The 17,912-nt window shown below is 70.2% G+C and carries 18 protein-coding genes and 1 riboswitch; of the genes, 3 read left to right on the plus strand and 15 right to left on the minus strand.

The window, feature by feature from the left end; genetic code table 11:
• Position 1: 1 nt before the first annotated feature.
• The 13 genes from AB4091_RS13050 to AB4091_RS13110 all read right to left on the minus strand — a co-directional run bounded on the left by AB4091_RS13050 (position 2) and on the right by AB4091_RS13110 (position 13,727).
• The gene (locus tag AB4091_RS13050; RefSeq protein WP_442292171.1) at positions 2-1,102 is read right to left on the minus strand and encodes an ABC transporter ATP-binding protein; all 1,101 of its coding nucleotides are present in this window, start codon (positions 1,100-1,102) and stop codon (positions 2-4) included.
• A gap of 88 nt (positions 1,103-1,190) precedes the next feature.
• Positions 1,191-2,498: an ABC transporter substrate-binding protein gene (locus tag AB4091_RS13055; protein WP_442292172.1), complete on the minus strand. Its 1,308-nt coding sequence runs from the start codon at positions 2,496-2,498 to the stop codon at positions 1,191-1,193.
• Positions 2,499-2,581: 83 nt separating this feature from the next.
• A complete protein-coding gene (locus AB4091_RS13060; RefSeq protein WP_442292173.1) occupies positions 2,582-3,514 on the minus strand; it encodes a carbohydrate ABC transporter permease in 933 nt (310 codons plus the stop codon).
• Positions 3,511-4,461: a carbohydrate ABC transporter permease gene (locus AB4091_RS13065; protein WP_442292174.1), complete on the minus strand. Its 951-nt coding sequence runs from the start codon at positions 4,459-4,461 to the stop codon at positions 3,511-3,513. The genes AB4091_RS13060 and AB4091_RS13065 overlap by 4 nt, the downstream gene beginning before the upstream one ends.
• Before the next feature lie 58 nt (positions 4,462-4,519).
• A complete protein-coding gene (locus AB4091_RS13070) occupies positions 4,520-5,371 on the minus strand; it encodes a DUF1684 domain-containing protein (protein ID WP_442292175.1) in 852 nt (283 codons plus the stop codon).
• Positions 5,368-6,495: an LLM class flavin-dependent oxidoreductase gene (locus AB4091_RS13075; protein ID WP_442292176.1), complete on the minus strand. Its 1,128-nt coding sequence runs from the start codon at positions 6,493-6,495 to the stop codon at positions 5,368-5,370. The genes AB4091_RS13070 and AB4091_RS13075 overlap by 4 nt, the downstream gene beginning before the upstream one ends.
• Positions 6,485-8,443, minus strand: coding sequence for an FAD/NAD(P)-binding protein (locus AB4091_RS13080; RefSeq protein WP_442292177.1), 1,959 nt, complete (start codon positions 8,441-8,443; stop codon positions 6,485-6,487). Before AB4091_RS13080 ends, AB4091_RS13075 begins: the two co-directional genes overlap by 11 nt.
• Positions 8,440-9,525 carry an NADPH-dependent FMN reductase gene (ssuE, locus tag AB4091_RS13085; protein WP_442292178.1) on the minus strand — a complete coding sequence of 362 codons (1,086 nt, stop codon included), beginning with the start codon at positions 9,523-9,525 and terminating at the stop codon, positions 8,440-8,442. The genes AB4091_RS13080 and ssuE overlap by 4 nt, the downstream gene beginning before the upstream one ends.
• 9 nt (positions 9,526-9,534) lie before the next feature.
• On the minus strand, positions 9,535-10,560 hold the full coding sequence (locus tag AB4091_RS13090; protein ID WP_442292179.1) for an ABC transporter substrate-binding protein: 1,026 nt from the start codon (positions 10,558-10,560) through the stop codon (positions 9,535-9,537).
• Between the two features lie 44 nt (positions 10,561-10,604).
• On the minus strand, positions 10,605-11,624 hold the full coding sequence (locus AB4091_RS13095) for an ABC transporter substrate-binding protein (RefSeq protein WP_442292180.1): 1,020 nt from the start codon (positions 11,622-11,624) through the stop codon (positions 10,605-10,607).
• 87 nt (positions 11,625-11,711) lie between these two features.
• Positions 11,712-12,473 (minus strand): amino acid ABC transporter ATP-binding protein, encoded by a 762-nt coding sequence (locus AB4091_RS13100; protein ID WP_442292181.1) that lies wholly within the window; start codon positions 12,471-12,473, stop codon positions 11,712-11,714.
• The gene (locus tag AB4091_RS13105; protein ID WP_442292182.1) at positions 12,470-13,483 is read right to left on the minus strand and encodes an amino acid ABC transporter permease; all 1,014 of its coding nucleotides are present in this window, start codon (positions 13,481-13,483) and stop codon (positions 12,470-12,472) included. Before AB4091_RS13105 ends, AB4091_RS13100 begins: the two co-directional genes overlap by 4 nt.
• Before the next feature lie 160 nt (positions 13,484-13,643).
• Positions 13,644-13,727 carry a putative leader peptide gene (locus AB4091_RS13110; RefSeq protein WP_442292306.1) on the minus strand — a complete coding sequence of 28 codons (84 nt, stop codon included), beginning with the start codon at positions 13,725-13,727 and terminating at the stop codon, positions 13,644-13,646.
• A 34-nt stretch (positions 13,728-13,761) separates the two neighbouring features.
• A riboswitch (SAM riboswitch) is annotated at positions 13,762-13,874 on the minus strand.
• A 308-nt stretch (positions 13,875-14,182) separates the two neighbouring features.
• On the opposite strand from AB4091_RS13110, the gene AB4091_RS13115 reads away from it, so the two are divergent.
• The gene (locus AB4091_RS13115; protein WP_442292183.1) at positions 14,183-14,374 is read left to right on the plus strand and encodes a DNA-binding protein; all 192 of its coding nucleotides are present in this window, start codon (positions 14,183-14,185) and stop codon (positions 14,372-14,374) included.
• Positions 14,375-14,381: 7 nt separating this feature from the next.
• The gene (locus AB4091_RS13120; protein WP_442292184.1) at positions 14,382-14,924 is read left to right on the plus strand and encodes a 2'-5' RNA ligase family protein; all 543 of its coding nucleotides are present in this window, start codon (positions 14,382-14,384) and stop codon (positions 14,922-14,924) included.
• A 30-nt stretch (positions 14,925-14,954) separates the two neighbouring features.
• Here AB4091_RS13120 and AB4091_RS13125 read toward each other — a convergent pair whose 3' ends face one another.
• Together AB4091_RS13125 and rpsA are read right to left on the minus strand one after the other, a co-directional pair.
• Positions 14,955-15,110 carry a hypothetical protein gene (locus tag AB4091_RS13125; protein WP_442292185.1) on the minus strand — a complete coding sequence of 52 codons (156 nt, stop codon included), beginning with the start codon at positions 15,108-15,110 and terminating at the stop codon, positions 14,955-14,957.
• Positions 15,111-15,409: 299 nt separating this feature from the next.
• Positions 15,410-16,921, minus strand: a complete 1,512-nt coding sequence (gene rpsA, locus AB4091_RS13130) for a 30S ribosomal protein S1 (RefSeq protein WP_442292186.1) — start codon at positions 16,919-16,921, stop codon at positions 15,410-15,412.
• A gap of 163 nt (positions 16,922-17,084) precedes the next feature.
• On the opposite strand from rpsA, the gene AB4091_RS13135 reads away from it, so the two are divergent.
• Positions 17,085-17,903: a class I SAM-dependent methyltransferase gene (locus tag AB4091_RS13135; RefSeq protein ID WP_442292187.1), complete on the plus strand. Its 819-nt coding sequence runs from the start codon at positions 17,085-17,087 to the stop codon at positions 17,901-17,903.
• Positions 17,904-17,912: the final 9 nt, after the last annotated feature.

Here is a 17,912-nt window from a genome sequence, read left to right on the forward strand (position 1 = left end):
CTCAAGCCCCGATCCGCTCGCCGGACGCGGCGTCGAAGAGGTGCACCTCGCCATGGTTCGGCTCGACGTGCACGACGTCTCCGACGGTCAGGTGGGTGCGCTTGTCGAGCCGGACCGTGACCCGGCCGGCGTCCTCACCGGCACCCGCCGGGCGACCGTAGACGAACGACTCGGAGCCCAACGACTCGACGAGCTCGACGTTGAGGGCGAGCGCTGAGGAGTCGGGCGTGCTGCCCGACGAGCCGACGACGTGCCACGACTCCGGACGCAGCCCGACCACGACCTTCTCCCCCGCGCGGGCTGCGACCGCCCGGTCGAGCGGCACGGGCACGCCGTGCACCTCGGCACGCCCCTCGCGCACCGGCGACTCGACGAGCGTGATCGCCGGCGACCCGATGAACGACGCGACGAACGTGTTGACCGGGGCGTCGTAGAGCCGCTCCGGCGTGTCGACCTGCTGCAGCCGGCCGTCACGCAGGACAGCGACCCGGTGGCCCATCGTCATTGCCTCGACCTGGTCGTGGGTGACGTACACGGTCGTGATGCCGAGCCGGCGCTGCAGTCCGGCGATCTGCGAGCGGGTCGACACGCGCAGCTTCGCATCGAGGTTGGAGAGCGGCTCGTCCATGCAGAACACCTTGGGGTTGCGCACGATCGCACGACCCATGGCGACCCGTTGGCGCTGGCCGCCGGACATCTGGCCGGGCTTTCGGTCGAGCAGCGGCTCGAGCTCCAGGATCTTCGCTGCCTCGGCGACCCGCTGCTTCGTCTCGGCCTTGCTCACCCTCGCGTTGTCGAGGGCGAAGGCCATGTTCTGGGCCGCCGTCATGTTCGGGTACAGCGCGTAGCTCTGGAACACCATGGCGATGTCGCGGTCGCGGGGTCGCACGCCCTTCTGGTCGTGCCCATCGACGAGGATGCGGCCGCCGTCGATCGGCTCGAGCCCGGCAAGCATGCGCAGCGTCGTCGACTTGCCGCACCCCGAGGGGCCGACGAGCACGAGGAACTCGCCGTCAGCGATGTCGAGCGTGATGCCATCGACGGCCGGTGCGTCGTCCTTGGAGAAGTTACGAGTCGCCTCGTCGAAGTACACGGTTGCCATGGAAGGCCTCTCGGGTCGTTCTGGTCTGGTGCGGCACCCGCCGGGCCCCATGTGCGTTTGGGGCCCGGCGGCATACCCGAGCGGGGCGTCAGGCGCCGAGCTTGCCCTTGATCTGCGAGTCGAAGACCTGCTGGCTCTCGGCGTCGAGCGCCTTGAAGACGGTGGCGACGTCCTGGCCCTGGACGACCTGGTCGAGTGCCTTGCCGATGCGGGCGCCCCCACCGGGCAGGAGGACTCGGGCGTTGTCCTGCGAGCGGGTCTTGGGCAGCTGCTCGATCGCCGTCTTGGCGTTGGGGTTCTTTTCGAGGAACGCCTTCTCCTCCGGCAGGTCGACGGCCGACTTGCGCACGGGCATGTAGCCGGTCGCCTGCGTGAACGTGACGGTGTTCTGGGCGTTGGTGAGGAACTCGATGAACTTCAGCGCGTTCTTCTTGCGGTCGTCGCTGATGCTGGCCGGGATGCCGACACCGGCGCCACCCGTCGGGCAGTTGCCGTCGCCGGGCAGGAACGCCGTGCCCACGGCGAACTTGGCGTCCTTCGCGACGCCGCCGAGCGAGCCGGTCGACATCATGCTGCAGCCGACGATGCCGGCCGTGAAGTCCGGGGCGGGGTCCTTGGACAGCTTGAGGAAGCCGCTCTTCGCGAGTCCCTGGAGGTAGGTGCCCGCCTTGACCGTGCCCGCGTCGGAGAAGGTCGGCGTCCAGTCCTTCGAGTAGGCGCCGCCGTAGCCCCACACCATGTTCTGGAAGACCCAGTCGAGGTAGTTCGACCCGTCGGGCAGCTCCATGACGATCTTGTCGGAGCCGGCGGCCGCCTTGAGCTTCGGCGCCCACGTGAGGAACTCGTCCCAGTCCTTCGGGCCGCGGTCCTCGAGGCCGGCAGCCTTCCAGAGGTCCTTGTTGTAGTAGAAGAGCGGGGTCGAGCGGGAGAACGGCAGCGCGAAGTGCTTGTCGTCGAGGTTGTAGTCGTTGTAGAGGGCGTCGACGTAGTCGCTCGTGTCGATCTTCGCGGCCGACAGCAGGTCGTCGAGCGGAGCGAGCTGCTTGTTGAGGGCGAAGTTGAACCACGTGACGTCCGAAACGACGACGACGTCGGGCAGCTGGCCGCCGGCGAGCGAGGCGTTGAACTTCTGCGCGACCTCCTCGTAGTTCTTGCCCGCGTCGACGAGCTTGACCTTGAGGTTCGGATTGGCCGCCTCGAAGGCCTTGATGATCTGCTGCTCGACCGGCTTGCTGTTGCCCGGGTGGTTGCTCCAGAACTCGATGGTGTTGCTCGAGGCGCCACCGCCGTTGCCGCCGGACGACGGTGCGGTGCCGGTGCCGGCACAGGCCGCGAGCCCGGCGACGCCGGCCGCGCCCGCGAGACCGAGGAACCCTCGGCGTGAGAACTCGTTCATGGGTGGTGCCTTTCCCTGTAGGTGGTGGATCGGGTCGGTGGGAGGACGGCGCGCCGGTGCCCGGCGGCCGAGGTCTGGACGCGTCAGCTCTTGACGGCGCCGGCGGTGAGGCCCTTGATCATCTGGCGCTGGAGGAAGAGGAAGAGCACCAGGATCGGCAGCATCGCGAGGATCGTGCCGGCCATGACCGGACCCCAGTTCGTGACGCCGTCGTTGTTCTGCAGGAAGGTCAGGCCGACGGGCAGTGTCGCGGTCGTCTCGTCGTCGGACATCAGGTAGGGCCAGAGGTACTCGTTCCACTCGTTGACCACGGTGATGAGCGAGAACGCGACGAGCGTCGGCCACGACATCGGCATGACGACGCGCCAGAGCAGCTTCATGGGTCCGGCTCCGTCGAGCCGCGCCGCCTCTATGATCTCCCCGGGCAGGCTGAGGAACTGGTTGCGCATGAGGAAGGTGCCGAAGGCGACCCCGGCCAGCGGGATGATGATGCCCTGGAAGGTGTTGCGCCAGCCGAGCTGCGCGACGAGGGCGTAGTTGCTGATCACGGTGATCTGGTTGGGCACCATGAGCGCCGCGATGACGACGAGGAAGACGACCGACCGGCCGGGAAAACGCAACAGCGACAAGGCGTACGCGCTGAGCACCCCGAGCACGATCTTCGCCACTGCCGTCGCCGACGTGATGATGGCCGAGTTCCGCACGTAGTCGAAGAACGGGATGCGCGTCGTCAGCTCGTGGTAGTTGTCGGTCGTCACCGGGTCGGGCCACCACTGGGCCGGGCGGACGTAGATGTCGCCGCGGTCCTTGAACGACGTGATGAGGATCCAGAAGAGCGGGACGGCGACGAGCAGGACGACGAGCACCATGCCGACGTAGCCGAGCGCCGTCCAGACCGGCCCACGGTGGTGCGTCGAGGCCTCGGTGCCGTGGGCCGCACGGCGCCGCTGGCGTCGGCTGCGCTCCGGCGGGACCGACTCGTCGTCCAGGGTGCCCATGACGGTGGACGTGCTCATGACTTCTGCCCCCGGTCCATGAAGCGCACCTGGACCACCGTCACGGCGAGCAGGATGACGAACATGATGGTCGCGACGGTGGCACCGTAGCCGGCGCGCTGGTTGACGAAGGTCTCCTGGTACACCTGGTAGACCAGCGTGGCGGTGCCGTTGCCCTGCGGGCCGCCGCGGGTCATGACGTTGATGATGTCGAAGACCTGGACCGAGCTGAGCAGCACCGTGATCGACAGGAAGAACGTCGTGGGGCGCAGCTGCGGCATCAGAACCCGGCGGAACCGCGTCCACGCCGTTGCCCCGTCGATCTCGGCCGCCTCGTCGAGGTCGGCCCGGCGCCCCTGCAGGGCGGCGAGGTAGATGACGAAGGTGTAGCCGAGGTTCTTCCAGATGTAGGTGACCGTCACCATGAAGAGCGCCCACCCCGGCTGCTGGTAGAAGTCAGGTGAGGAGGCCCCGACGCGCGCGAGCAGGTCTCGCACGAGGCCGAACTGCGGGTCGAAGACGAACTGGAAGGCGATGCCGACAGCCGCGCCGGAGATGACGAACGGGGCGAAGACGACCGAGCGGACGAGGTTGCGGCCCTTCAGCTTCTGGTCGAGCAGGAGCGCCAGCCCGAGGCCGAGCGCCATTGAGACGCCGACTGTGGCGACGGTGAAGACGAGCGTGTTGCGCACGACCACGCGAGTGTCGTCGCGACCGAACCACTCGACGTAGTTGGCGAACCCGACGGGATTGGCGACCGGAGAGCTGATGTTCCAGTCGGTGAACGACAGCCGGATGTTGTCGAGGAGCGGGCGGTAGGTGAAGACCACGAGCAGCACGAGGTTGGGCAGCAGCAGCAGGGCCGCGAGGGTCCACTCCCAAGCCCGCCCGCTCGATCGTCGGGGTGCCGGACCCACCTGCTCGGGGGGTCCGGCGACCACGGAGGTGTCACGCCGCGAATCGGTCACCGATGACTGCACCCGGACAACCTAACCGGGCAGATGCACCGATAGCGGCTTTGGTGCGTCAGGCTTTCGACGCGGAGCTGAACTCCTGGGGAGAGGGATGCTCGGGCGCGCAGGATGGTGCGTCCGCTCGCCCGGGCTGGTGCTTCGGACGCTGCTCCCCCGCCGTGACGGCGACGGCGATGCGGTTGCCGCTGACCGGTGCCGGACACGTCCCGTGGTCGCTGAACGCGAACGGCAGGTTGACGGCCCGGTTGAAGTCGACGACGAGGTTGCCCTCGGGGTCGGGAGCCTCGGTCACGACGCTGCGCCACCCCGCCGACGTGACACCGTTGGTGAGGTCGTGGAAGTGCAGGGCCAGCCCATCGCCGGCGGGGACGGCACTGAGCCGGTGGCGTACGCCGGCGATGTCGACGTCGACGGTGCCCACGACCCGGGCCTGCTGGACGAGGTCGCCGCGCGCCGTGCCGACCTGCACGGTTGCCGCCTCGCCGGCCGGGGTGAAGGTCGCCGGTCGGACCCACTCGGTGTCGTGGTCCCACGTCGGAACGCCCGTGAACGCCAGCCTGGCCGGGGCCTGCGGGTCCCGGGTGCGCAGGGCGAGCCGCCCTCCCCGGCGGAGCAGCTCGACCACTCGCCCGTCGTGCCGCACCCAGTGCAGCGACCCGCTCTCGGCGACGTCGGCGCCGGCCGTGCCGGTGACCGGGCCCACGTCGGTCGTCAGCCCTTCGTCCGGCCCGGCGCTGACGTGGGCGCCCTCGTCGTCGGCCCACCAGAGACCGGGCAGACCCGGCACGACGTGCGGCTCGGCCGACAGCCAGGCGAACCCGGTGAGCGAGAGCCAGCCGTGCTCCTCCGCGAGCTCCGCCTCGCGCGTCGCGCGCCACTGCGTCCAAGCCCGACGGGCGCTCATGCGACGGCCTCGCGGCCCGTGCTGCGCTCGGCCGCCTCGCGCCGGGCGACCTCGGCACGCACGAGCGGGATGACGTGACGGCCGAAGTCGACGGCATCGTCATAGAGGTGGTATCCGCGAGCCGAGAAGATACGCACGCCGAGGTCGTAGTAGTCGAGCAGCGCGGCGGCGATGGTCTCGGGGGTCCCGACCAGAGCCGTCGAGTTCCCGCCCCCGCCCGTCGCGGCAGACGTGGCGGTCCACAGGGCACGGTCATGGTGCTCGCCACTCTCCGCGGCGGCGAGGAGGCGCTGAGAGCCCGCGTTCTCCGGCTGGGTCCCGTTGCGGCGCAGTCGTCCTCGCGTCGCGACGGCCCCACCGGCCTGTTGCGCCCGGATGGCCCCGAGGGTGCGCTCGGCCTTCCGCCATGCGAGGTCGTCCGTCGCCCCGATGATGGGCCGGAACGCGACCTGGATCGTCGGGAGCGGCTTGTCGACGGCCGCGGCGGCCGCACGGATGGTCGAGATCTGCTCGGTCGTGCCGGCGAGGGGCTCGCCCCACAGGGCGAAGACGTCCGCCTCACGGGCCCCGACCTCGTATGCCGCCGGGCTCGACCCGCCGAACGAGATCCTCGGGCGCGGGGTCTGGAGCGGCTTGATGTCGGCGAGGAAGTTCTCGAAAAGGTAGTGCTCGCCCTCGAAGTCGAAGGGCTCGTCGCTCGTCCACGCCTGCTTGAGGATCTGGATGAACTCGCGGGTGCGGGCGTAACGGGCGTCCTTGTCGAGGTGGTCGCCCTCGGCTGCCTGGTCGGCCGTGCTGCCGCCGGTGATGACGTGCACCTCGAAGCGCCCTGCACTGATGTGGTCGAGCGTGGCGAAGGTCTTGGCCGTGAGGGTGGGGTAGGCGGTGTTGGGACGGTGGGCCACGACGAGGTTCAGCCGCTCGGTGTTCGCCGCGACATGCGCGGCGACCTGCGCCGGGTCGGGTGAGCCGGAGTGGTAGGCGAAGAGGATGCGGTCCCAGCCGTTGTCCTCGTGGGCGCGGGCGAGTTTGGTGGCGTAGGCGAGGTCGAGCGCCCCGCCGCTGCGGGCGGTGGTCTCGGTGCCGTCGTGGTTGGCGGCGATGCCCAGGAACTCAACTGGCATGTCGGTGGTCCTTCTCTCTCGTTTCGGTGTCTTCGGTGGCTCGGTGGCTCGGGTGGGAGGGCCTGGATGAGATCGGGATGGTGCTGTCGAGGCGTTGCGTGACCGGGGTCGTGAGCAGCTCACGGGCTACGGCGTCGTTCTGCCGGAACCCGGCGCCGTTGAAGCCCGGCCGGGAGAAGCCCCCGGCTCCGGCCGACCCCGAGACCGCCGGTCCGAGGAGGAACCTCCGGGGGTGCACCGACCCGTCGGCGCGGACGGCCCTGGCCCGCGGGTCGGCGACGAGCTGGCCGGCACCGAGTCCGGTGCCGTCGGCGGCCGTCACGGGGCGTGACCGCAGCTGACCGGTGGCGAGCAGCCCGGCCACCAGCGCGTCGGTGACGAGCGAGCTGTCGGGCCGGGGCAGCCGGGCGTCGACGGCCGCCCGGGCGCGCACCTCGCGGCGACCTGACCGGCCCACGAACGCACCGTCCTCGACGGCGAGCTCGAGGTCGGGGCCGAGGAAGTGGACGACGCCTGCGCGGTGCAGGGCGAGCAGCTCGGCGAGACGCCGCGGCGGGGGTCCGCTCGCCAGGAACGAGAACAGGCCGTGGAACCGGCCCTCGACGTGGCGCACCCGGTCCTCGTCGCGGAGTCGCCCGCCCACGACGAGCTCGGCCAGGGCGGCATACACGCCGAGGAGCGAGTCGAAAACGGCCCGGTCGCCCGAGCGGCGCGGGTCTGCCCGGCGGCGCAGGTCTGCGGTGACGTGGTCGACCACCAGTCGCTGGACGTCGGCGTCCGAGGTGTCGTCGTCCACGACGGCCGACAGCGGACGGTCGATCGCGTCGATGTCGAAGAGGTCCTCGGGGTCGGCCAGGTGGGCCCGCGCCGCCCCGGTCAGGCCGCCGGCGGTGAACTCGGCATCGACGAGGGCGCGCTCGAGGGACTCGAAGGTGCCACGCGTGCGCTCCGGGTGTGCCTCGAACAGCCTGCGGTAGTGGGCGACTGCGAGCTCGAGCACGACGAGCGGCCACACCTGCGTTCTGTAGTCGAGCGTGCTCGAGCCGTCGCCAACCGCGGTCAGCCGCTCACGGGTCAGGTGTCGGAGCGGCGCCGGTCCGTCGGTCGTGGAGCGGATCTCGTAGCCGAGCTTCGCGTGGTAGGGCACACCCCGCCGGGACCCGACGTGGAGCAACGGCTCCCGTCCGCTCGGGTGGTAGGTGAGGTGGTCGCCCTCGTCGGTGAACCGACCCTCGCGACCTTCGGCGAGGAGCACGAAGAGGTCGACGAAGGCGAGCCCCATGCCGCGCACGACGACGGGCTCGCCCGGGCGCAGATCGCCGAGATCGAGGTCTGCCGTGTGGCCGGGAGGCACGTAGGTCAGCCCGTGCCCGGTCGCCTCGTCGAGCAGCCGCTGCTCGTCGGGGGCAGGTGCCTGCTCGAGGTAGCCCTGGGCGAGGACCACGACGTCGGCCACGAGCGTCGGGCCGGACGCCAGCGTCACCCGCTGGGTCTCCCGCACGTCCTCCACGGACACCGCGAGGTCGGCGTGCACCCGCACCGTGACGGTGCGCGGGAGTGCGGCCACCGCACGCCGCCACGCCCAGGCCAGGTAGTCGGCGTGCACCACCCGGGGCGCGAAGGACCGCGGGCCGAGGCCCGCCGCCGCCGGGCTGGCGTCCTCACCCGCGGCCCACTGGGCCAGCGAGGGGCCGTCGACAGCCGGGCCCTCACACGTCACGGAGGCGTCGGTGAAGACGGTGATGTCCTGGGCCTCCGAGTTCATCCAGAGCAGGCTCGACTGCGCCGTGCGCCAGATGCGGCCGCCGCCGGGCGGGTGCGGGTCGACGACGTGGACCTCCACCTGCTCCCCCGGCGCGACGAGCCCGGTCGCGTTCGCGCCCAGGCGTTCGACGAGCCCCAGTGCCCGCGGTCCGGCGCCGACGACGACGATCCGTCGCAGGCTCACGCCGCACCCCAGGTTCGGTAGGGCTCCGCCGAGACGGCCACGTGACGAGTACCCGCCGGCAGCTCCTTGTCGAAGGCGTGCGGACCGATCGACTCGGGGTCGGCGTGCAGGTCGAACGCCGGCAGGTAGCCGGCGGCGAGGTAGAGCGCCCGCGCCTCCGGCTGTCGCGGCCCGGTGGTCAGGTGGATCCGCTTGTACCCCAGACCTGCTGCAGCGCGCTCGAGCTCGAACAGGACGCGTCGGGCCAGGCCCTGGCGGCGGAACTGCGCGTTCGTCCAGACCCGCTTCACCTCGGCGGTCTCGTCGTCGTAACGGCGGATCGCCCCACCGGCGATGGTCTGACCCGCCCGGATGATGACGAGGAAGGCTCCGTCGGGCGCCTCGAAGTCGGTGACGGGCACCTCGGTGAGCTTCGTGTTCGGGGTCGAGAGCCCGTACCGGGTGCCGTACTCGACGACGAGGTCCTCGAGCAGCGGTGCTGCTGCGTCGTCGCCCGGCGAGACACGCAGGACGACGTCGTCGTCGGTATCGGTGACGAGCGCGCTGCGGTGCCGCGCGAGGTGGGTGAGGAACGACTCGGTGACGAGGTGGAGGTTGCGGGCGGCCGACTCGGCCAGGAGCACGCCCGCGTCCTCGGCGAAGACGGTGACCTCCGACGCGAGGACGAACCACCCCTGCGTGACGTGCTCGGCACCCAGGGACACGAGGACCGGACGGAGCGCGTAGTCGACGGCAAGGACGTGTGCCGGGCTGCCGCCCGTGGCGACCGGCAGCACCGCCTTCCCACGCAGGGCGTACTGCGGCAGCAGGTCGAGCAGGGCCTTGAGCAGCCCCGTGTAGGCGGCCTTGTAGACGGGCGTCGTGACGACGACGCCGTCAGCGGCGGCGATCGAGGCGACGACCGCCGCGATCCGTGGGTCGGAGGCGTCGGCACGGAGGAGTGCCTCGGCGGGCAGGTCTCGCACGGTGACTCGCTCGACGTCGTGCCCGCGGGCGCGCAGCCGGCGCTCGACGTGACCGAGGACAGCGTCGGTGCGCGACGCGGCAGACGGGCTGGATGCGAGGGTGACGATGCTGGCCATGTCAGTGCCTCACTTCGTCCCGGTCGGCTTGGGCAGTCCGGCAGGGTTGACCTCGGACGCCGGGACCGCCTCGGCGGTCAGTCCCCAGCGCTCGAGCACCTTCGCGTAGCTCCCGTCGGCGATGGCCGCGTTGATGGCGTCGGAGATCGGCTTGGCGAGCCCGTTGCCCTTCTTCGTCAGCACACCGACCTTGCCCGGGATGGGGTAGCTCGACGACACCGTGCCGACGATCTGCGTCTTGCCCGCCGTGACGACGTGGTAGGTCGCCGTCGGGTTGGGGCCCAGGTACAGGTCGATGCGGCCGGAGTCGAGGGCGAGGTAGTACTCGGTCGTGCCCTGGTAGTAGACGAGCTCGGCGGGGGTGCGGCCGGCCCTGGCGTTCTCCTCGTTCCAGCGCAGCAGGATGGCCTCCTGGAGGGTGCCCGAGCCGACGGCCACCTTCTTGCCCGAGATGTCGGCCGGTCCCTTGACGATGAGGCCCGAGCCCTTCTTTGCCTCGAAGGCGTGCAGCCCGAGACGGTAGGTGGCGAAGTCGTACCTCTCCTTGCGCTCCTCCGAGACGCCGACGTTCGAGATCGCGACCTGGTACTTGCCGGAGTCGACCCCGATGAAGAGGTTCTCCCAGCTCGTGGTCTGCACCTCGGGCTCCAGACCGAGGATGTCGGCGACGACGTGGGCGACGTCGACCTCCACACCGATCGGCGTGCGGTTGTCGTCGGCCGTGAAGGCGAGTGGGGGTATGCCGCCGCCTGCGCCGCCGCTGCCGATGACGAGAGTGCCGCGGGCCTTCACGACCGCCGGCAGCTCGGCGGCGATCTCGGGGTGGAGCTTGCCCGTCGGGCGCTTCTGGTCGGCGGAGGTGTCGAAGGACACGGGAAGGACCTTGGACCCGCCGAGATCCTTCGGGTCGACCTCCGCGGTTCCGGTCGGCGCCGGGTCGGCGCAGGCGCCGAGCGTCGTCGCGGTGGTGAGGAACGCGGCCGCCGCGAGGAGTGCCCTGCGTCGTGTTGTCACGTGGATCCGCCTGCTACTCATGGGTGTTCTCTCCTGGAATGCGTTCGAGTGGTCCGGGTCGGCGGTCAGCTGGTCTTGGGCAGGCCGGGCGGGTTGACCTCGGACTTCTCGAGACCTTCCGTGCTGAGGTTCCAGCGCTTGAGGACCTGGGCGTAGCTGCCGTCGGCGATCGCCGAGTTGATGGCCGCTGCGTAGGGCTCGGCGAGTCCGGACCCCTTCTTGGTCAGCACGGCGATGAGGCCCTGGAGCTTGTCGCCGGCGCCTGAGAAGTGGCCGATGGCCTCCGTCTGCCCGCCGGTGGCCACGTGGTAGGCAACGCTCGGGTTGGGGCCGAAGTACGCGTCGATGCGGTGCGACGAGAGTGCGAGGTAGTAGTCGGTCTGGGACTGGAAGTACTTGACGGTGGCGGCCGGGAGGCCGGCCCTGACGTTGGCCTCGTTCCAGTCGAGCAGGATCTTCTCCTGGTTCGTGCCTGAGCCGACGGCGATGGTCTTGCCGGCGATGTCCTTGCCGCTGTTGACCCTCCACGGGCCGCCCTTGGGCGCCTCGAAGGCGAGGTCGTCCTTGCGGTAGGTGGCGAAGTCGTACTTCTCCTTGCGCTCCTCGGTGACCGTGACGTTGGTCAGGGCGACGTCGTAGCGGCCGGAGTCGATGCCGAGGAAGACGTTCTCCCAGCTCGTTGCCGGCGTCTCGACCGCGAGGCCGAGCTTGTCGGCGAAGAGGTGGGCGAGGTCCACCTCGACGCCGATGACCGTCTTGTCGTCGTCGGCCGTGAAGACGAGCGGTGGCGTGCCGCCACCGGCTCCGGCATTCGCGGCTGTGATGGTGCCGCGGTCGCGGATCGCCTTGGGCAGCAGTGCTGCCGCCTTCTCGTCCTTGGTGGCGGTGACCCGGTTCTGCTCGGGTGAGGTGTTGACTCCGGCCGCCGCTGCGGACGGGCTGAGGGCAGCGGCGCCGGCTCCGGCGCCGGACGAGCTCGCCTCGGCGGCGCCGGAGCAGGCGGCGAGCGCGACGACACCGGTGAGCGCGAGGGCGGTGACGGCATACGTGGTCGGACGGCGGACGGTGTGCGGGCGTGCGGACATGAGGTCTCCTCTCGGCACCCGTGTCGGGTGCGAGTCAGCTGGGTGGCCGCGAGGCGGCCGGAGGGGTGGGTGTGGGTGGCGCGGGTGTCAGAGGACGCGGTCGATGAAGGCGCGGGTGCGCTCGTGGCGCGGCTGGTCGATGACCTGGCTCGGGGGCCCCTGCTCGACGACGCGTCCCTCGTCGAGGAAGACGACCGTGTCGGCGACCTCGCGGGCGAAGCCGATCTCGTGGGTCACGACGACGAGGGTGGCGCCGTCACGGGCGAGCTCCTTGATGACGGCGAGCACCTCCCCCACGAGCTCGGGGTCGAGCGCCGAGGTCGGCTCGTCGAAGAGGATGACGTCGGGCTGCAGGGCCAGGGCGCGCGCGATCGCCACGCGCTGCTGCTGGCCTCCCGACAGCTGCCGGGGGTAGGCGGCGGCCCTGTCTCCCAATCCGACCCGGTCGAGCAGGGCGCGCGCCTCGGACTCCACCTCGTCGCGACGGCGACGCTGCGCCGAGACCGGCGCCTCCACGACGTTGTCCAGCACGGTCAGGTGCGGGAAGAGGTTGAAGTTCTGGAACACGAAGCCGATGCGGCTGCGCTGGCGCAGCACCTCACGCTCGGGCAGCTCGTGGAGGCGCTCTCCCACCTGGCGGTAGCCGATGAGGGCGCCGCCCACCCGCACCTGCCCGCGGTCCACCTTCTCGAGGTGGTTGATGGTGCGCAGGAGGGTCGACTTGCCGGAGCCGGACGGGCCGAGGATGACGGTGACCGTGCCTTCGGCGAGCTCGAGGTCGACGTCGTCGAGCACACGGTTCGGGCCGAACGACTTCGTGACGCCGCGGAGGTCGACGACGGCGGTCATCGGGCCACCCCCTCGACGGTCGAGCCGTCGGTGCGCGAGGTCGAGGTCGCGAAGGCGGCCCAGCGGGAACGCAAACGCCGCAACGGCGTCGGCGGCAGCGTGCGTGAGCTTCCGCGGGCGAAGTGGCGCTCGACGTAGTACTGGCCGATCGACAGCAGCGTGGTGAGGATGATGTACCAGACCGTCGCGACGAGCAGCAGCGGCACGACCCTCGAGTTGCGGCCGTAGATCACCTGCACCTGGTAGAAGAGCTCGGGGATCGCGAGCACCGACACGATCGAGGTGCCCTTGAAGAGGCTGATGACCTCGTTGGCGGCGTTCGGCAGGATCGAGCGCATCGCCTGGGGCAGCACGATGCGGAGAAACTGTCGGCGGCGCGGGATGCCGAGGGCCGAGGCGGCCTCGCGCTGGCCCTCGTCGACCGAGAGGATGCCACCCCGGATGATCTCCGCAGCGTACGCCGCCTGGTGCAGGGCGAGGCCGAGCACTGCGGCACCGAGCACCCCGAAGAGGTCGTTCGTCGCGACGCTGCCGAACGACGGCCCGAACGGCAGGCCGAACGAGACGGTCTGGTAGAGGTAGGCGATGTTGAACCAGAAGAGCAGCTGGACGATCAACGGGATGGACCGGAACGCCCAGATGTAGGCCCAAGCGACCGATCGTAGAAAAGCATTGGGAGACAAGCGCATCGCGGCCAGCGCGACGCCGAGGACGAAGCCGGCGACGGTTCCGAGGACCGTGAGCTGGATCGTCGTGCCCAGCGCCTTGATGACGGTCTCGGTCGCGAAGTAGCGGGCGAAGGTGGGCCAGTCCCAACCGGGGTTGGTGGCCAAGCCGTTGACGAACATCGCGACGAGCACGGCGACGGCCGCGACGCCGACCCACGTCCAGGGGTTGCGACGCGGCACGACGGTCAGGGCAGGGGCGGTGGCGGGGCGGAGTGGTGCCGGTGGGGCTGCCGTGGGCGGCGGGTCCGTGGCGAGTGGGCGCACGGCCGAGGTGGTGGACACGGTTGGTCTCCTGAAGGTGCGTCGGAGGGCCCGTCGGCCGCTCGGGCGAGCGGGCGGGCAGGGTCATTCGGTTGCGGCGCAGCGGCTGGGCGGGGTCACCGCGCGTGGCCGGGCACCGGGGAGGCCGGCCGAGGTGCTCGGCGGCCGCGTCGGTCCGTCGTCAGCGACGACAGAGCGCGCTGGACACACGGAGCAGGTCGACGTGACGACGCAGCACCAGTCGGGTGCTCGTGGTGCGCGCCATGACGGCTCCTCGGGTCCTGAACCCGATCACCTCGAGTCCGCGCTTGCCGTCGCCACTTGGCGATGGCCTGGTCCTCACCCGGAGCACCCCGCCGCGGAGGAGGGTTGCTGTCCAGCGAGCCGGGGCTTTGCGCTGGAACTCTTGACCTGTCGATGACACTACGAACCCTCCCCGAGGCCGTCAATCGGGCCAAGCGGCCGTTTCGTATCGATTGGAGCAATGCCGATCTCGAGCCGTCGAGTGCGAGTCCGACTGTGGCGCATGGCTTTTCGTCTCCATCGCCGCGCCCTTCCCGGATCTAATTCCTAGCAAATCAGTCGGAAATAGGTTGTGGTCCTTCTTGCATCTTGAGACACCGCGCCCGCGGCGGGTGGCACGGAAACCCACATCGTCGCTTCGCGCAGTCGGACGCCAGGTGTCCGGACGGTCAGGGCGAAGCCTCGTACCATCGGTACATGCCTGACGACGGCCTGCCCAAGATCGGCGCACCGGCCACCCGCGCCCTGTCCTCGATCGGCGTGACACGACTCGACCAGCTCGTCGACCACGACGAGAGCGAACTGCTCACCCTGCACGGCTTCGGCCCGCGAGCACTGCGCATCCTCGAGGAGGCGCTCGACGCGGCCGGCCTGTCCCTGCGCTCGTAGTCAGCTCATGACCTCCGACACTTCGGCCGAGTCCGCGCTGCTGCTCGCCATCCCGGCGGCCGAGCCCGCGGTGGCCCGGCACCGGGAGCGTCACGACCTCTCGGCCCGCATGGGCGTCCCGGCCCACGTCACGGTGGCCTACCCCTTCAAGCCCTGGGCGCTCGTCGAGGACGGCGACCTGTCGGCTCTCGCGGCGCTGTGCCGCGCGACGCCCGCGCTGGATCTCATGTTCTCGAGGACGGGGTGGTTCGGCGACGACGTCCTCTTCCTCGAACCCGATGACCTGGGGTCCATCGTCGCCCTCACCCGTCGCGTCGAACGGGCCTTCCCCGACTACCCCATCTACGGCGGCGTTTTCGACGATCTCCACCCCCACCTGACGGTCGGTCACGGCAGCGGCGTCGCCGCACTACGCGCCATCGAGCAGGAGCTGGCGTCACAGCTCCCGCTGTCGCAGGTCGTCGACCGGCTGCAGCTCTGGAGCGGACCACCGCTGGCCAGCGCCACTCCGGGCTGGCGGCTCATGCGGTCCTTCCCGCTCGGCGGCTGAGGCAGCGGCGGGACCGTCAGCAGGGTCCCGTCATGACCAGGGGTTGTCGGCCTTGTCGCGCATCCGCTTCGTCCAGGCCAGCTCCTGCTTGCCGCACCGCTGACAGACCAGCATCTCCGTGTCACCCGGCTTCCGCCGGAACTGGTGCCACCCCATGATGTGGCAGGACAGGGGCCAGATCTTCACAGCCCGATTCTCCTCCCGGGCCCTCGGCCCCGTCAGGGTTTTGCGCCCCTGGGCCTATCCCTCGACGAGGTCACCCGGAAGAACGTCGACAAGCTCGCGGACCGGCACGCGTCTCGCGCGGTGCGCAGGGCGGCGCGCTGGAAGTCATTGCACTCCATCGCGCCACGCTGTCCGTCAGCGCCGGCGCAGCCGAACCGCCCCGTCGGCGAGCACGCCATCCTCGTGGGGACGCCCGCCTGGACGCACGAGAGCCCCGGACCGTGGTGGTCCGGGGCTCTCGTGTCAGGCGACGACTGGCGTCAGTTGCCCGTCAGCTTCTCGCGAAGCGCCGCAAGCGCCTCGTCGGAAGCCAGGGTGCCCTCGGCCGGGGCCGGAGCGTTGCGCGGGGCGCGCTCGCCACGGTCGGCGTCGCCGGCGTCGGCAACGTCACCGGTCGCGGACGAGTAGGACGTCGCAGAGCCGGCGTTGGCCGCAGCCTCGGCGTCGGCCTTCGTCGCGGCGTCGACCTGGGCCTTGTGGGCCTCCCAGCGGGCGTGGGCGTCGGCGTACTGACGCTCCCATTTCTCGCGCTGGGCGTCGAAGCCCTCGAGCCACTCGTTCGTCTCCGGGTCGAAGCCCTCGGGGTACTTGTAGTTGCCCTGCTCGTCGTACTCGGCAGCCATGCCGTAGAGGGTCGGGTCGAACTCCGACGCCGCGACGGCCTGGTCGTTGGCCTGCTTGAGCGACAGCGAGATGCGACGACGCTCGAGGTCGATGTCGATGACCTTGACGAAGATCTCGTCGCCGACGTTGACGACCTGCTCGGGCAGCTCCACGTGGCGCTCGGCCAGCTCGGAGATGTGCACGAGGCCCTCGATGCCGTCCTCGACGCGAACGAACGCACCGAACGGGACGAGCTTGGTGACCTTGCCCGGGACGACCTGACCGATGGCGTGCGTGCGCGCGAAGTGCTGCCACGGGTCCTCCTGCGTCGCCTTCAGCGACAGGGAGACACGCTCGCGGTCCATGTCGACGTCGAGCACCTCGACGGTGACCTCGGTGCCGACCTCGACGACCTCGGACGGGTGGTCGATGTGCTTCCACGACAGCTCGGAGACGTGCACGAGACCGTCGACGCCGCCGAGGTCCACGAACGCACCGAAGTTGACGATGGAGGACACGACGCCCGAACGGACCTGGCCCTTCTGGAGCTCCTTGAGGAACGTCGTGCGCACCTCGGACTGCGTCTGCTCGAGCCACGCGCGGCGCGACAGGACCACGTTGTTGCGGTTCTTGTCGAGCTCGATGATCTTGGCCTCGATCTCCTTGCCGACGTACGGCTGGAGGTCGCGGACACGACGCATCTCGACGAGCGACGCAGGCAGGAAGCCGCGGAGGCCGATGTCGAGGATGAGACCACCCTTGACGACCTCGATGACGGTGCCGGTGACGACGCCGTCCTCTTCCTTGACCTTCTCGATCGTGCCCCAGGCGCGCTCGTACTGCGCGCGCTTCTTGGACAGGATCAGACGGCCTTCCTTGTCCTCCTTCTGGAGGACGAGGGCCTCGACCTCGTCACCGACCTTGACGATCTCGCCCGGGTCGACGTCGTGCTTGATGGACAGCTCGCGCGAGGGGATGACGCCCTCGGTCTTGTAGCCGATGTCGAGCAGGACCTCGTCCCGGTCGACCTTGACGATGCGACCCTCGACGATGTCGCCGTCGTTGAAGTCCTTGATGGTGGCGTCGATCGCCGCAAGGATGTCTTCCTGAGAGCCGATGTCGTTGATGGCGATCTCAGGCGCGGTCTTCTCGACCGTGTTGGCAGTCATGTAGTAGGAACTCCGATTGTGGACAGTTAGATTGGGGACCTCGCGGCGACGTGCCTGACGGCTCGCCGACCCGATGCCTGTGGACGGGTGCAACATTGAGCATGTGCACACGGATGTGCCCGGCAATCCTATCCGCGCTGTCAGCACCCGGTCAAAAGAGACGATGTATGCCGTGAGCTCGCCCACCGAGGCCACCCGCCGTCCCGTCGAGCCCGCCGAGACGGCCACGGCCAACCGCACGTGGTGGGACGGCGAGGCGACCGCCTACTACGTGGAGCACGGCGCCTTCCTCGGCGACACCGACTTCGTGTGGGGGCCCGAGCGTCTGCGCGAGGAGGACGCCCACCTGCTGGGGGACCCTGCTGGCCAGCTCGTCCTCGAGATCGGTGCCGGCTCGGGGCAGTGCTCGCGCTGGCTGGCGGCCCACGGTGCCACCGTCGTGGCCACCGACCTGTCCGCCGGCATGGTGGCCACCGGGGTGGCCGTCAACGACGCCGTCGACGACTCGGCGCGGGTGCCGTTCGCGCAGTGCGACGGGCGCTCGCTCCCCTTCGCCGACGCGTCCTTCGACGCGGTCTTCACGGCATACGGCGTGGTGCCGTTCGTCGCGGACTCCGACGCGGTGATGGCGGAGGCGGCGCGCGTGCTGCGCCCCGGCGGCCGTTTCGTCTTCTCGACGACCCACCCCGTGCGGTGGGCCTTTCCCGACGACCCCGGCCAGGGCGGACTCACCGCCCGGCACTCCTACTTCGACCGCGAGCCGTACGTCGAGCAGGACGCACAGGGACGCGCCACCTACGTCGAGCACCACCGGACTCTCGGCGACCGGGTCCGTGAGGTCACGGCGGCCGGGCTGGTGCTCGTCGACCTCGTCGAGCCGGAGTGGCCGGTGGGGCACGACGAGCCGTGGGGTGGCTGGTCGCCCCTGCGCGGACGGATCATCCCCGGCACCGCCGTCTTCGTCTGCCGCAAGCCGTCCTGAGCCCTGTCG

Origin of the sequence: Terrabacter sp. 2RAF25, assembly GCF_052115265.1 — a bacterium.
Taxonomy (GTDB): Bacteria; Actinomycetota; Actinomycetes; order Actinomycetales; family Dermatophilaceae; genus Terrabacter.

What these genes read in the sequence shown, in the direction of transcription:
- AB4091_RS13110 (WP_442292306.1), bottom strand. Translation starts at nt 13,727, where the DNA reads ATGGCGCGCACCACGAGCACCCGACTGGTGCTGCGTCGTCACGTCGAC.
- AB4091_RS13090 (WP_442292179.1), bottom strand. Translation starts at nt 10,560, where the DNA reads ATGAGTAGCAGGCGGATCCACGTGACAACACGACGCAGGGCACTCCTC.
- AB4091_RS13075 (WP_442292176.1), bottom strand. Translation starts at nt 6,495, where the DNA reads ATGCCAGTTGAGTTCCTGGGCATCGCCGCCAACCACGACGGCACCGAG.
- AB4091_RS13135 (WP_442292187.1), top strand. Translation starts at nt 17,085, where the DNA reads ATGTATGCCGTGAGCTCGCCCACCGAGGCCACCCGCCGTCCCGTCGAG.
- AB4091_RS13050 (WP_442292171.1), bottom strand. Translation starts at nt 1,102, where the DNA reads ATGGCAACCGTGTACTTCGACGAGGCGACTCGTAACTTCTCCAAGGAC.
- ssuE (WP_442292178.1), bottom strand. Translation starts at nt 9,525, where the DNA reads ATGGCCAGCATCGTCACCCTCGCATCCAGCCCGTCTGCCGCGTCGCGC.
- AB4091_RS13055 (WP_442292172.1), bottom strand. Translation starts at nt 2,498, where the DNA reads ATGAACGAGTTCTCACGCCGAGGGTTCCTCGGTCTCGCGGGCGCGGCC.
- AB4091_RS13070 (WP_442292175.1), bottom strand. Translation starts at nt 5,371, where the DNA reads ATGAGCGCCCGTCGGGCTTGGACGCAGTGGCGCGCGACGCGCGAGGCG.
- AB4091_RS13115 (WP_442292183.1), top strand. Translation starts at nt 14,183, where the DNA reads ATGCCTGACGACGGCCTGCCCAAGATCGGCGCACCGGCCACCCGCGCC.
- rpsA (WP_442292186.1), bottom strand. Translation starts at nt 16,921, where the DNA reads ATGACTGCCAACACGGTCGAGAAGACCGCGCCTGAGATCGCCATCAAC.
- AB4091_RS13060 (WP_442292173.1), bottom strand. Translation starts at nt 3,514, where the DNA reads ATGAGCACGTCCACCGTCATGGGCACCCTGGACGACGAGTCGGTCCCG.
- AB4091_RS13100 (WP_442292181.1), bottom strand. Translation starts at nt 12,473, where the DNA reads ATGACCGCCGTCGTCGACCTCCGCGGCGTCACGAAGTCGTTCGGCCCG.
- AB4091_RS13095 (WP_442292180.1), bottom strand. Translation starts at nt 11,624, where the DNA reads ATGTCCGCACGCCCGCACACCGTCCGCCGTCCGACCACGTATGCCGTC.
- AB4091_RS13120 (WP_442292184.1), top strand. Translation starts at nt 14,382, where the DNA reads ATGACCTCCGACACTTCGGCCGAGTCCGCGCTGCTGCTCGCCATCCCG.